General features: G+C 64.8%; 15 protein-coding genes. 7 read left to right on the forward strand and 8 right to left on the reverse strand.

Annotation, left to right across the window (positions count from 1 at the left end; all coding sequences use genetic code 11):
- Positions 1-150: 150 nt before the first annotated feature.
- Positions 151-1152 carry an arsenic resistance protein gene (locus OVA02_RS12070; RefSeq protein ID WP_267658568.1) on the reverse strand — a complete coding sequence of 334 codons (1002 nt, stop codon included), beginning with the start codon at positions 1150-1152 and terminating at the stop codon, positions 151-153.
- A gap of 95 nt (positions 1153-1247) precedes the next feature.
- On the opposite strand from OVA02_RS12070, the gene OVA02_RS12075 reads away from it, so the two are divergent.
- Complete coding sequence (locus tag OVA02_RS12075) at positions 1248-1649, forward strand: MerR family transcriptional regulator (protein ID WP_267658569.1); 402 nt, start codon at positions 1248-1250, stop codon at positions 1647-1649.
- A 234-nt stretch (positions 1650-1883) separates the two neighbouring features.
- Positions 1884-2165 (forward strand): hypothetical protein, encoded by a 282-nt coding sequence (locus OVA02_RS12080; RefSeq protein ID WP_267658570.1) that lies wholly within the window; start codon positions 1884-1886, stop codon positions 2163-2165.
- Here OVA02_RS12080 and OVA02_RS18160 read toward each other — a convergent pair.
- Both OVA02_RS18160 and OVA02_RS12085 read right to left on the reverse strand, forming a co-directional pair.
- Entirely contained in the window at positions 2136-2468 is a 333-nt protein-coding gene (locus tag OVA02_RS18160; protein WP_420709588.1) for a helix-turn-helix domain-containing protein, read from the reverse strand. The genes OVA02_RS12080 and OVA02_RS18160 overlap by 30 nt on opposite strands.
- Before the next feature lie 65 nt (positions 2469-2533).
- The gene (locus OVA02_RS12085) at positions 2534-3031 is read right to left on the reverse strand and encodes a helix-turn-helix transcriptional regulator (RefSeq protein ID WP_267658571.1); all 498 of its coding nucleotides are present in this window, start codon (positions 3029-3031) and stop codon (positions 2534-2536) included.
- A 272-nt stretch (positions 3032-3303) separates the two neighbouring features.
- Between OVA02_RS12085 and OVA02_RS12090 the strand changes: the two genes are divergently transcribed.
- The 3 genes from OVA02_RS12090 (at position 3304) to OVA02_RS12100 (ending at position 4287) form a co-directional block, all read left to right on the forward strand.
- Positions 3304-3501, forward strand: coding sequence for a hypothetical protein (locus OVA02_RS12090; protein WP_267658572.1), 198 nt, complete (start codon positions 3304-3306; stop codon positions 3499-3501).
- A 251-nt stretch (positions 3502-3752) separates the two neighbouring features.
- The gene (locus OVA02_RS12095) at positions 3753-3941 is read left to right on the forward strand and encodes a hypothetical protein (RefSeq protein WP_192123762.1); all 189 of its coding nucleotides are present in this window, start codon (positions 3753-3755) and stop codon (positions 3939-3941) included.
- 82 nt (positions 3942-4023) lie between these two features.
- Positions 4024-4287 carry a hypothetical protein gene (locus OVA02_RS12100; protein WP_267658573.1) on the forward strand — a complete coding sequence of 88 codons (264 nt, stop codon included), beginning with the start codon at positions 4024-4026 and terminating at the stop codon, positions 4285-4287.
- 378 nt (positions 4288-4665) lie between these two features.
- On the opposite strand, the gene OVA02_RS12105 is transcribed toward OVA02_RS12100, so the two are convergent.
- Complete coding sequence (locus OVA02_RS12105) at positions 4666-5388, reverse strand: TetR/AcrR family transcriptional regulator (protein WP_267658574.1); 723 nt, start codon at positions 5386-5388, stop codon at positions 4666-4668.
- Between the two features lie 101 nt (positions 5389-5489).
- Here OVA02_RS12105 and OVA02_RS12110 point away from each other — a divergent pair, with 101 nt between their 5' ends.
- Positions 5490-6356, forward strand: a complete 867-nt coding sequence (locus OVA02_RS12110) for an NAD(P)H-binding protein (protein ID WP_267658575.1) — start codon at positions 5490-5492, stop codon at positions 6354-6356.
- A gap of 615 nt (positions 6357-6971) precedes the next feature.
- Entirely contained in the window at positions 6972-7604 is a 633-nt protein-coding gene (locus OVA02_RS12115) for an alpha/beta hydrolase (protein WP_324289781.1), read from the forward strand.
- A gap of 404 nt (positions 7605-8008) precedes the next feature.
- On the opposite strand, the gene fumC is transcribed toward OVA02_RS12115, so the two are convergent.
- From fumC to OVA02_RS12135, 4 genes are read right to left on the reverse strand one after another with little or no spacing between them, the layout of a single operon-like run.
- Entirely contained in the window at positions 8009-9460 is a 1452-nt protein-coding gene (gene fumC, locus OVA02_RS12120; protein WP_267658576.1) for a class II fumarate hydratase, read from the reverse strand.
- Entirely contained in the window at positions 9457-11106 is a 1650-nt protein-coding gene (locus OVA02_RS12125; protein WP_192061413.1) for an NAD-dependent malic enzyme, read from the reverse strand. Before OVA02_RS12125 ends, fumC begins: the two co-directional genes overlap by 4 nt.
- Before the next feature lie 47 nt (positions 11107-11153).
- Complete coding sequence (locus OVA02_RS12130; RefSeq protein WP_267658577.1) at positions 11154-11534, reverse strand: nuclear transport factor 2 family protein; 381 nt, start codon at positions 11532-11534, stop codon at positions 11154-11156.
- Positions 11531-12427 (reverse strand): polysaccharide deacetylase family protein, encoded by an 897-nt coding sequence (locus tag OVA02_RS12135; RefSeq protein WP_192061411.1) that lies wholly within the window; start codon positions 12425-12427, stop codon positions 11531-11533. Before OVA02_RS12135 ends, OVA02_RS12130 begins: the two co-directional genes overlap by 4 nt.
- Positions 12428-12447 lie beyond the last annotated feature (20 nt).

A 12447-nucleotide genomic window follows, 5' to 3' on the forward strand; every position in this document is an offset into this window, starting at 1 on the left:
GAAGATACCGGCGGCGAGGATCACGCCAGTGATTGATGCGGCGGCCAGACGGGAACTGAGTCGCCCGCTGCCCTTCGTGCTCACCTGTCGACCATACGGGCGCCTCGTGACAGCCGGCATCGACCCTTCGGATGAACGGTAGCCGATCCCCTATCGAGACACCAGTTTGACGTCCTCAGGTTCGATCCGGGCGCGCTGGCTCGCGACAAGACGAGGGACGAGCCGGACGAAGATCACCATGCCGATGAGCTCGACGAGCGTCTGCGTGACGACGACGACCGGAGCGATCGACAGCGACGCCGGCAGGGCCAGCGCGAGCGGCAAGACCACGAGCGAGTTCCTGGTCGCACCGCTGAACACCAGGGCCCGTGTCGCTGGCACGTCGAGTCGGAAGATGCGGCCGACGCCGATGCCGAGCGCTGCCATGGCGACGAGGAACGCGGCGTAGATCGGCACCAGCACGAGCAGCTGCCCCAGGGAGTCTCCGACGGCGCCGGCTTGTGAAGCCACGACGGTGAACAGGGTCGCCACCATCAGCGGCACCATCAGGCTCAGCATCGTCCGCTCGATGACGACACCGGTTCGCTGTCGCCGGGCGAGTGCCTGCACGAGCGCGGCCGCGGCGAGCGGGACGACGATCAGGAGGAGGAACGCCCGGGCGAAGGGGCCGACCTCGACCACGGCTACGCCCTCGGGGCCGATGAACAGAAGCAGGTACAGCGGCAGGAGCAGGATCTGCGCCAGCATCAGCAGCGGTGCCGCAGCGAGGAGCCGTTCTGACGCGCCGCCGGCAAGACCGGCGAACACGATCACGTAGTCGATGCACGGGGTCAACAGCACCAGCAGCACCCCGAACAGCAGCGCCGGCTCGTCAGCGACGAAGCGCGACAGCCCGTACGCGATGACCGGGACGACGACGAAGTTCAGCACCCCGACCGCGGCGAGGAACCGCCCGTCTCGGAGAGACCTCCCGATCGCGGCGAACGGGACACCGAGGAACGTCGCGAACAACAGCAGCGCGAGCACGGGCTCGATCGCTCCCTCTAGGTGATGTGCCCCTGGCACGGTGAGGCCGACGACGCCGGCAACCAGGATCGCGACCAGGTAGAGGCCGATCTGCCGGTGTTCGAGCCAGGAAACGACCGCGTTCACGACAGGACCGGTGTGGAGGAGGAAGGCACGTCAGCGACCGTAGAGGTTCGAGCCGCTTGAAGGTCAAGCGCTGCTGGCGGCTCTAGGGTCGCGGTGTGCGAATCTCCGAGGTCAGTAAACGCAGCGGCGTCCCCGCCACGGCGCTCCGGTACTACGAATCCATCGGGCTCCTGACCCCTGCCAGGACCTCGAACGGGTACCGGGACTACACCCCGAACGTTCTCAGCCGCCTCGACCTGATCGAAGCCAGCAAGGAACTCGGGTTACCTCTTGATCAGGTCGGCGCGCACCTCAGCGCCATGGAGTCGACGTCCTGCACCAACGTCCGGGAGGCCTTGCGGCCGCTCTTGGCAGAGCAGGTGCGTCAGATCGAGGAGAAGCAGGCCCGGCTCGACCGGCTCCGGTCACGCCTTGCTCGTGCCGAGCACGACCTAGCCGAGTGTCCTGACCGGTCAGAGCGGTGCTCGACCGAGTGCGTCTTCCACTCCGACGCCTAGGGGACGCCTAAACCTTCTTGGTGCGAAGACCAGCGACGTGGCCGGCAATCAGGCCGGCGCCGGCGAGGAGCAGCGCGACGCGGCGACATTGCGGGGGCCGCCAAGACCTCGCTGCCGATGGCGGGGTTCCTGACCCTACTCAGGTTCCCCGTCAGGCCCTCCCCCACCGGAGACTCATACCTCATGGAGGCCCATCTAGTTGAGCCCTCCGGCAGCGGTCTCTAGATTCTTCCCGTGAAGATGCGGAACTGTATGAAGTGGTCCTACCTCGGAGAGTCGTTCGAGGTGTGCGACTTCACGGCGTTTTTCCGGGTCCACCGACACGGGACAGCCACCTCAACGGCCGTCGTCCATGACGTCCACCCGTCCGACCATTGGACGACCGTCGCGAGAGACGGCAGCGAGGTATTCACCTTCGCAGCCTGCAGCGGATCACCTATCAGGGTCGTCGCCCCCGCCGCAGTAGGAGCGGTCTTCCGCAGATGGTTAGACGGCCTGACCGCTATCGAGGCGTGATCCGGACACCCTGAGCAGGCGCGTCACGGTGGGGGGCGTCACACCGAACCGTGTCGCCAACGCGCCAACGGAAGTTCCCTCAGTCGCCCGGCGCCGCAGTTCGGTGACGTCATCGTCGGTCAGCTTCTGTCGAAGACGATGGGTGATCGGACCTCCCGCATCGACACGAGCGCGCCCCACGACAAGACTCGAGACCGTGCTCTGGCTGACACCAAACTTTGCAGCCAACTCCACTTGAGTCGTCCCGTTCCTGTATCTCTGCCGAAGAGCCACCACTTGGGAATCACTCAGGCGCACAGGCATAGACCCATTCTCGCCTCCGACGTATCGCTTCCTGACCGTCCGACAATCGGCATCTGACGCTGTGTCTACCTGCTCGCCACCTCGTCCGTCGCGGCACGGGACAGTGGATACGCGCGGTCCAGGCGCGGGCTCAGGACGACGAGGAACAGGAACATCGACAGTAGCCACCCGGCGACCCAGTACGCGGGAATCGAGAAGATCGCGACGTTCGGCACGACGTCGGTGGCGACTGCGACGATGACGGCGATAGTGAAGAGCACGCCCACCCCGTAGTACAGGGCTCGGAAGCCCTCCTCGACACGGCCCCGCCGTTCCTGCTGGCGAGTCGTCCGGTCGTCGAGGGCGGTGACCGAGCGGCCGTAGTCGTTCTCGGCGACGGTGACGAAGAGGTCACGCACTGGTACACCGAACGCGTGCGCCACTCGTGACAGCGTGTCGAGGCTCCCGTCGTTGCCCGCCTCGAGCCTCTGGACGGTGCGGACGGTCACGCCGCTCTCGTCTGCGAGGCGTTCCTGGGTCCAACCAATCTGGGCCCGCAGATCGACGATCCTTGTCTCGTTCATGAACCTCACACTAAGAACGACCGGCGCCGAGGTCCACGACACCGACCCGACAGACACCCGACACCTTCGCGACAGAGCACCTCGGGGCACCCGGCCCCGTCATGGCCGCGGCCGCAGCCAGCGGTCTCAGATTGGGTCTGTCAGCGATCCCCTATCGGGACCCCTGGTAGTAGCAGTTGCGTACCCAGGTCTCGCCCGGAGAACACGTGGGGAAGCCGCCCGTCCCAGGCGACAGGTGTTCAGAGGTCAGGCCGATCGGGTACAAATCAAGCATGAAGCTCAACTCTCGGTTTGGTCGCATCATGTACGGGATCAGTCTCGTTGTAAGCGTCGGGATCATTGCCGTGGTGTGGCTCGTGATCCAGCCAGGACTGCTCTTCTCGGTCGTTTTCACGATCTTCGTCCTGGCCATCGACGTCTGGAACGGCCGACTCGCGTTCGGCACCTCACCCAGAGGGACGGGGAGCTGACGTGCTCGAGCTCCTAGCCATCCCAGTACGCCAATCGGACCCCATCACCCCACTCGCGTGGGTCCTTTGGGGCGTCGCCGTCTTAGGCGTCATCGCTTTCACTATTCGCCACTACCGCAACAAGGAGTGAGAAAAGAGTCTGCTGACATCCAACAGGCATGTAAGTGCGCGCCCGCAGACCGATCCCCTATCGGGCGGCGAACGCGAACGCGCGGCCAAGGCGTTGACAGCCCTGCACTACGGTTCAAATCATGGAGACTGTTCCGCTCGTCATCACCATCATCGGCGCTCTCGTCGTCGTGGCGGGTTTCGCCTACGCCTTTAACCTCAGGAAACGAGGAAGGGTCCAAGTAGGGAGCCGCCCCTTCCTCACCATGACGATCATGATCGGATTGGGGACCGGAATTCTCGTAGCTGGCGTCGGCGCCGCCCTGAGCTGACTCGCAAGCGCCCAAGCCGATGGTCGATGCCTTATCGGGACGTTATTCGATGCCGGATCACGTCGTGGGGCATGCTCGTCCTATGAGCAACGAAGAAGGACTGCCGCAGGCTCGCCCCGTCGACGCAACTGCAGTGACTGAGCGCCCGACGCCGTGGCTGCCGGCAAGAACCGTTCTCCTCAACCTCGTCTTGATCTTCGTCGGCGGTGGGCTTTTCTGGTTCCTCATCGACCGCATGCAAGCGCCCATGTGGGTCGCCTTCGTCGCCTACGCCGCCATCTTCACAGCCGGATCACTCGCCATGCGCTTCATTCGAAACGCCCGGGCCGATCGCGTTCATAAGTGACGTTGGTGGCCGAGCGACGCGATCCGGTGACCGATCTCCTATCGGACGCCGTCCATGAGCCCGTTCAAGCGATCAACGAGCTGTGCCATTTGAGGCGGTCCAAGTCGAAGGACGAGCGACTCAGAGAACCAGCGCATCCAGACCGCCTCGACATCATGGGTCGTGACGGCGCCGGCCTTGAGAAGGATTCGAACCAGGTCGATTGCCTCCGTCTCATACTCATCCGACGGAGCACCGTCCGGCGAACCAGGCTCGAGACCGTACGGGCCGATATCGCTGAGAACAGCCAAGACACCAGCGAGGGTCTGCCTGTACGTGACTGTCCCCGCTCTCATGCCCCAATAATGCCGTGGGCCGTCTCGACCGGTGACCGATCCCCTATCGGGCGGTCGGCTCGGAGATGATCCGGTCGAGCCATTCCCCGAGGAGGCGTCGCTCGGGGTCGCTTAGCTGGTTGAGCTCGGGAGCGACGGCGCGGAACGCGACGGCTGCAGCTAAATGACCTGACCGAGCCGCCACGGGCGCATCCGTCAGGATCTGCGCCAGGACGCCCTCGAACACGGCATCCGCCAGTCCGGGATCACGCTCGGCGGGAGGCGTGGCAAGGATCGTCGTGATGACGCCCACTCCCGCCGATTGGATGAGTCCCACCGCCCGCGCCTCCGGCACCGCGAGGCGCCCGGCGGCGGCGACCCGGCGGACACGAGCAGTAAGGACGTCCTTGCCCAGGCGAGCAGCAGGCGAGCCCGCGACACGACGCGAGTCGCTGAGGAGGGCGAAGAGAGCCGGGTTCTCGAGACCGAACTCCACCTGACGACGCCACCCGTCGCAGAGCTCCTCGACTGGATCGACATCCGCCGCGGCAGCGGCGGCCACGGTCGAGGCTTTGTCCGCGACAAAGGACGCCATGACGTGCTCAGCAACGGCCTCGAGCAGGCCGTCCTTGTCACCGAAGAGCCGATAGATCGCGGGGGCCTGGACGCCAGCGGCCTGCGCGACGCCTCGCGTTGTGACAGCGCTCGGGCCCTGCTCACGGAGGAACCGGGCAGCGACCTCGACGATGCGCATCCGGGTGTCAGCAGGAACGGTTTCGTCAGTCACGAAATCAACGATACCGCCCCCTTGCTATCAGCGCGATTCCGGCGATACTCTTGCGGCGTTCCGCTGATATCCGGTCGCGGTTCAACGAGAGGCTCACCCCCATGATCATCATCACCGGCGCCACGGGCGCCCTGAACGGCTCCACCGTCGAGCACCTCCTGAAGACCCTTCCCGCATCCGAGATCGCCATCGTCGCCCGCGACGCCGCCAAGGCCGTCCACTTCGCAGACCGCGGAGTCGAGGTGCGGACGGGCGACTACGCCGACCCTGCGTCCTTGCCCGCCGCCTTCGCCGGAGCAGACCAGCTTCTCCTCGTCTCGGCGAGCGACCCGCACGCCGACGCCGTCGCGCTGCACCGCAACGCCGTCGAAGCAGCAGTGATTGCCGGTGTCGGCCGGGTCCTCTACACGAGCCACCAGGGGGCGGCACTCGACACCCCCTTCGGACCGGGCCGCGACCACGCGGCCACCGAACGGCTGCTCGCCGAATCGGGACTGGTCTGGACGTCGCTGCGCAACGGCTTCTACGCGCACAGCCTGACCTGGTTCCTCGGCGACTGGCGCGAGACGGGCGTCATCACGGTCCCTGCCGACGGGCCCGTGTCGTGGACCGCCCGGGAAGACGCGGCCGAAGCCGCCGCGCGCATCCTGCTCTCGGACGGCGCCTACAACGGGCCGACGACCCTGACCGCGCCCGCGGCTCCCACGTTCGCGGACGTCGCAGCGATCGCTGCCGATGTCGCCGGGCGACCGGTCGAGACCGTGGTGCTCGGGGACGACAACTGGGTCGCGCACCAGGTGTCGTCGGGGCAGCCGGAGTTCATGGCACGCTTCATGCTCGACATGTACCGCGCCGCCGCCGGCGGGTTCTTCGCCGGCACCGACCCCTTGCTGGGCAAAGTCCTCAGTCGCGAGCCCGCGTCCGTCCGCGACCTGCTTACTGCGCAGCTCGCGACGACCGGCCACTAAACGACATCTCGTCCCACAGGCCGATCCCCTATCGGACAGTCAGAAGCGATCGTTTATGGCGATGAGAAGCATGTTCATTCATAAACCTATTTGAGCAGTAATGTTTATTGTGTCGGTACAGGCAGAACCCCTCCCCCGACGGTTCTCATAGACACCGTAATGAATCCTCGTCGGCGGTGGCCTCATACTGCCGACAACTAGATGGCACATTCGGCGGAGCCAGCCGCTTAGGAGTCGCTCCAGATTGTGATTTATTTTTTTTGTCGGACGAGTATGAAAGTCAATGTGACCGATCCGCGCCCCTCTGCTTCCGTTCTCAAGGCGACCAGCGGGCAAGCAATGCGAAGGTTCGAGCCGCATGCCGACCTTGCGCAAACCCCGAATGCTCAACTGGAGTACATCGACGAGGGACCGGCTAACGGTCCTGTTCTCATGCTCGTACACTGGGTCCCTGACGGGCCGGCGACGTGGGAGCGTGTCATGGCGTTGCTTCCCGACGATATTCGCGTCATCCGGCCGTCGCTTCGAGGAGTGGGCAATTCGATTGCTTCAGACGGAGCACAATCCGGCCAGATCGCTGCTCTTGCGAGCGACCTTCTATAACTTCTCGACGTACTGTCGATTGAGGAGGCAGTGCTCGTGGGGCATGACTGGGGTGCGCGGGCTGCACATGCAGCGGCAGCTATCGCTCCAGGACGAATTCGTGGTCTGGTCACCCTCGCCACTGCCTACGGACCTCGATCGACTCTGACTCCGAGCGAAGCGCTCGATGATGCTGCGGTCGCTTGGTACCGCTATTGGTTATGCACGGATGTCGGAGCATCGTCGTTCGCCGCCGACCCTCGCGCGCTCATCAGTTGGGCGTGGGGTCACTGGTCGGCTCCTGGCGTCATAACCCCTCACGACCGGGAAATGCTTTTGCCGCTCCTCGACAACAGACAGTTCGTTGAGACCGTCATTCACTATTACCGACACGGCGCCACCGAAGCAATCGGGTCAGCCGTTTATGCGGACTTGCAGGCCCAGCTTGATCAATGGCCCGACATCAACGTTCCCACAATCTTCCTCGTCGGAGCCAATGACGGATGCGAGACAGTCCCTGCCGCTCACGCGTCAGAGACGTCGTTCCCGGCAGGAATTGAGATCAAGGTACTGAATAACGTCGGCCACTTTGTCCAGCGTGAAGCCCCTCAAGCTGTCGCGGACGCCATTTCATTTTTCCTTTGGCGAGACCTGCGATCGGTCTAACAGCAATGCAGCGTGCTCCGAGTAGCGTCTCGCGTCGTGCCCAGCACCACTTGATCGCCCACTTTGGCCGGCGCGCTTCTCGCAAAGCAGTCGATTCGTTCGAATGACGCATTAGCCCTTTGTGCGAAGCGGTACGTCATTGGGGTCAGGACTTGCGCTCCGACTCACGTGCGGATGATTTGACTTCATTAGTTCTTGCCAAACGAAGACGCGATCCTGCTGGATTCCGTGGCGCGGAGCGTCGTCACACTGACAGCAGCATTCCTGCCCTGGCCCTTCGCCGGGCCGAGAGACGACGCAATCAGGCACGCGCGTCACGCCTCCCTCACGGCGACGGTGGAAGACCGTGACCGCATCTTCCGATTCCATGCACAGCCGCCAGCTCAAGTGGGGCTCGACGCGCCCTAAGCGCCGCCATATCCCGAGCCGACCATTGAAGTCGGTAGCACGATGGAATCGAAGGTCGCACCGTCCACGTAGCCGGAGTTGATCGCCGCCTCTCGGAGCGTTAGGCCCTTTCTAAGTGCTTCCTCGGCGATGTGAGCTGCGTTCTGGTAGCCAATCGTTGGGCTGAGAGCCGTCACGAGCATGAGGCTCCGGTCGACGTATCCGTGGATTGTCTCGCGATCAAGGTCGGTGCCGTCGACCGAGAACTGGCGGAACTTTTCCATACCGTCGGCGAGCACGCGTGCCGAGTGGAGGAACGCGTCGATAATCACTGGGCGCATGGCGTTCAGCTGGAAGTTGCCCTGAGACCCCGCAAAGGCCACGGCGGTGTCGGATCCGAGGACGTGGATCGCGATCATGACGATTGCTTCGCATTGTGTGGGGTTCACCTTCCCCGGCATGATCGAGGAGCCGGGCTCGTTGGCGGGGAGGTGAAGCTCGGCGAAGCCGGTGCGCGGGCCCGACGCCAGCCACCGCATGTCGTTTGCGATCTTCATCAACGCCACAGCGAGGCCTCGGAGCGCTGCGTGGGCGCGGACGATTGCGTCAAGCGATCCCTGAGCGGCGAACTTGTTCGGCGCCGTCACGAAGTCTTTGCCTGTGAGCTCTGCGATCCGGCGCGCGACATCGATGCTGAAGCCCTTTGGAGCGTTGAGCCCTGTGCCCACGGCAGTGCCGCCAATCGAGAGTTGCAGCAGACCTGCGCGGGCGTGATCGATCTCGGTCTCGCATTGATCGAGCTGCGCGGCCCACCCCGACCACTCCTGCTCGACGGTGAGCGGCACAGCGTCCTCGAGGTGGGTGCGGCCAATCTTGACCACGTCACTCCACCCCTTGGCCTTGTGCTCGATGGTGTCGCGGAGGTGTCGCAGTTGCGGGAGGAGTCGACTGTCGATGAGCTCCAGTGCTGCAATGTGCATCGCAGTGGGGAATGTGTCGTTGCTGGACTGGCCCATGTTGACGTCGTCGTTGGGGCCGATCGGCCGCTGCGAGCCGAGTTGTCCGCCGAGCAGCTGGATTGCCCGGTTCGCGAGCACCTCGTTGACGTTCATGTTGCTCTGAGTGCCGGAGCCTGTCTGCCAGACGTAGAGGGGGTAGTGCTCGTCGAGGCGGCCGCTAATGGTCTCCTCGGCAGCGTGCACGATCGCGTCGACCTTCCAGCGGGGCAGGCGTCCAGCGTCGCCGTTCACCAAAGCGACAGCCTTTTTGACGACACCGTAGGCGTGGTAGACCTCCTTGGGCATCCGGTCATCGCCGATTGAGAAGTGCTCGAGGGAGCGTTGGGTCTGGGCTCCCCAGTAGCGGTTCGCCGGGACCTCCACAGTGCCCATGCTGTCGAACTCCTGCCGAGTACCCTCGGCAGTGAGCCCGAGGGGCACGTCGTGCAGAGTCGGAACGCGGTCGTTCACGAGTGCGCGCCTCCGTCCGGGTACGTGGGCTGCCACATAGCGTGGCGGACGGCGCTGTCGAGGTCGTCGTGCTCGATTGTCGCGACGCCATCTTTGGTCGCGGCGTTCGCGACCGCGACGGCGACCAGCGCTGAGGATTCGCGGAGGTCGGCGACCTCGGGCAGGAGCGAAGCGCCCCGCTCGGAGACATCGACCTGGCCGGCGACGGCCTCGGCGGCCGCGAGCAGCATTGCGTCGGTGACGTGCTTCGCGCCTGAGACGATCGTGCCAAGACCAAGGCCGGGATAGAGCAGAGCGTTGTTGCCCTGACCTATCCGATAGCTGACCCCCTCGTACTCGACCGGGTCGACGGGGATGCCGGTCGCGATCAGGGCTTGTCCTTTTGACCACGGCACGGCATCCGAGGGCATCACCTCAATACGGCTCGTGGGGTTGGAGAGCGGGAGGAGGATCGGGCGATCCACTCCGGTAGCGAGGGCTTCCACGACGTCTTGCGTGAAGGCACCGTGCGCGGTGGAGGTGCCGATGAGAATCGTTGGACGGACACGGCGGACGACGGTGAGCAGATCGATCGGAGCGTCCCCCCACTCGGCAACTTCTCCCGCCTGTCGCGCGTAAGCCTGCTGGTAGTCGGGCAGATCCTCCATTGCGTCCGTCACGAGACCGTGACGGTCCACGAGCCACACTCGCGCGGCCGCTTCTTCGGCGCTGAGCCCGGCGCGTTGCATTGCGGAGGCAATCTGGTCGGCCATGCCCGTGCCAGCAGTTCCTGCCCCGAACACGACGAGGCGCTGATCAGCGAACGTCTCGCCGGTGACTTTGAGACCGGAGATGACCGCGGCCATGACGATCGCGCCGGTGCCCTGCATGTCGTCGTTGAAGACACGGAAGCGGTCGGCGTTCTCCGTGAGGATGCGTCGGGCGTTGGAGGGGCCGAAGTCCTCGAAGTGGAGAAGCGCCCGGGGGAACAGGCGCGCCGCGGTCGTCAGGTAGGCGTCGATGAAGTCGTTGTAGCGGTTCCCGCGGATGCGCTCGTGCCGGTTGCCGAGGTAGGCGTCGTCGTTGAGGAGTTTCTGGTTGTCGGTCCCGACGTCGAGATTCACGGCGATCACGCGTCGGGGGTTGATGCCGGCGGCGGCGGTATAGACGGCGAGCTTGCCGATGGCGATGTCGGTCCCGTTGACGCCCCAGTCGCCGATGCCGAGGATTTCCTCCGCGTCGGACGCAACGATGAGGTCCACGTCGTCCGATCCGAAGCCGAGGCTGTGGAAGGCCGCCTCGATTTCGTCGGGCAAGTCGATGGAGAGGTAGACGGCGCGGGAGCGCTCGTAGTCGTGCGACCACTGCTGGATCGCGTCGCCGATGGTGGGGTCGTACACGATCGGCAGCAGTTCGGCGAGGTGGTCGGTGAGGAGGCGGTAGTAGAGGATCTCGTTGCGGTCGTGCAGCGCATCGAGCCAGAGGTACTTCGCAAGGTCGGTGGGCTGACGGCGGAGCTGGGCATAGCTCCGGGCAGCCTGTTGGTCGAGAGTCTCAATGGATGCTGGAAGGCGACCAACGAGGCCGAGGGCGTGACGTTCCTCGGTAGTGAAGGCGGTGCCGCGATTGCGGGCCGCGTCGTGCAGGATCTTCTGGGCGGAGTCCATGGCGGTGTCTTTCTGGTGGGGGGCGGACGAGTCTGCTCGGCGTTGGGTCATCCGAAGAACCGGTCCTTACCGGTGACGTCGGAGAGGTAGGTGTCGATCCGAACGATGCGGTCGTGGAGCGAAGTGACGACGGTTGCGAGGTGTTCATCGAGTGTGCGATCGCCCACCGTTGCCGTGTTCCGGAGGATGACGGCAGAGCCGGACGCTCCTGTGAGGGCGTGGAGCAGTTCGGTGTGCAGCCCATCCGCGGTGATGAAACGCGCTCGGGTGATCACTGCGTCGGAGCCTTCGGCGTCGCCGCTGAGACGTCGGGTACCCGGCATGCTCCAGACGCAGTCCTCGGAGAGCTGTGCACGCATGACCTGCCAGTCGCGGGCGATGAACGAGGTGATGAAGCGTTCGGCGGCGGATGCGACCGGCGCGCTCATGCGCTCCTCCCCGGGAGCCCGCTGACTGGTGCGGGGTCGCGGTCGACCCAGAGCGCCGCCTCCGGGTGATCGAGTGTCCAGCGAGCGATCTCGTCGCGTCGAGCCCACCAGACGTCCTCCCGCTCCCGCAGCCGGCTGAGCACCCGGTCGAGTGCTCTAACTCGGGAAGGGTGGCCTGAGATGCGGTCGTGGAGCCCGATCGTCATCATCCGGCGACGCGTGGCGCCTTCCTCGTAGAGCTGGTCGAATTCGTCGACGAGCTGCTGCTCGTAGTCGGACGGCGAGAAGCCGGGGAAGTCGAAGCTGGCGATGTCGTTGAGGTGCACGGAATAGGGGACGGTGGCGAAAGGGTCCCCGTTGATGAGCTGGAGGAACGGCTCATCGGTGGAGAGATCGTCGATGTGGTAGTCGAAGCCGTTCTCCTGCAGGATCTCGAGCGTGTTCACGCCTGGTCGGATCCAGTAGTTGTTGTAGCCGGTCGGTGTGGTGCCGGTGACCTCTTGAATCGCTTTGACTCCGTCGAGTATCCACTCGGTCTCGGCGTCCCTGTTGAGCTGGTATTGATGCTGCCAGCTGCGTCCGTGCGCTCCGGCTTCGTGTCCGCGTCTGACGATCTCGGCGGCTAGTTCAGGGTGCCGCCTGACGGTGTCGCCGATCATGAACGACGTCATGCGGATGTCGTGGCGGTCGAGGAGATCGAGAATGCGCGGCATTCCCTCGCGCGCGCCGTAGTCGTAGAAGGAGTTCTGTCCGAGGTCGGGGAAGCCGTCGATGACGGGCTCGGTGATGGGGCCGGGGGCGCCGGAGATTGGCTGGCCGCCAGCCTCGAACTGGGCCGACACCGTGACTGCGAGTCGAGCCCCGGAGGGCCAGAATTGCTGGGGATCTTTCATGATGATCGCCTTTCCGAGGC

The organism is Frigoribacterium sp. SL97 (genome assembly GCF_026625765.1).
Lineage (GTDB): Bacteria > Actinomycetota > Actinomycetes > Actinomycetales > Microbacteriaceae > Frigoribacterium.

What these genes read in the sequence shown, in the direction of transcription:
- OVA02_RS18160 (WP_420709588.1), bottom strand. Translation starts at nt 2,468, where the DNA reads ATGCCTGTGCGCCTGAGTGATTCCCAAGTGGTGGCTCTTCGGCAGAGA.
- OVA02_RS12100 (WP_267658573.1), top strand. Translation starts at nt 4,024, where the DNA reads ATGAGCAACGAAGAAGGACTGCCGCAGGCTCGCCCCGTCGACGCAACT.
- OVA02_RS12110 (WP_267658575.1), top strand. Translation starts at nt 5,490, where the DNA reads ATGATCATCATCACCGGCGCCACGGGCGCCCTGAACGGCTCCACCGTC.
- OVA02_RS12125 (WP_192061413.1), bottom strand. Translation starts at nt 11,106, where the DNA reads ATGGACTCCGCCCAGAAGATCCTGCACGACGCGGCCCGCAATCGCGGC.
- OVA02_RS12095 (WP_192123762.1), top strand. Translation starts at nt 3,753, where the DNA reads ATGGAGACTGTTCCGCTCGTCATCACCATCATCGGCGCTCTCGTCGTC.
- OVA02_RS12085 (WP_267658571.1), bottom strand. Translation starts at nt 3,031, where the DNA reads ATGAACGAGACAAGGATCGTCGATCTGCGGGCCCAGATTGGTTGGACC.
- OVA02_RS12135 (WP_192061411.1), bottom strand. Translation starts at nt 12,427, where the DNA reads ATGAAAGATCCCCAGCAATTCTGGCCCTCCGGGGCTCGACTCGCAGTC.
- OVA02_RS12130 (WP_267658577.1), bottom strand. Translation starts at nt 11,534, where the DNA reads ATGAGCGCGCCGGTCGCATCCGCCGCCGAACGCTTCATCACCTCGTTC.
- OVA02_RS12090 (WP_267658572.1), top strand. Translation starts at nt 3,304, where the DNA reads ATGAAGCTCAACTCTCGGTTTGGTCGCATCATGTACGGGATCAGTCTC.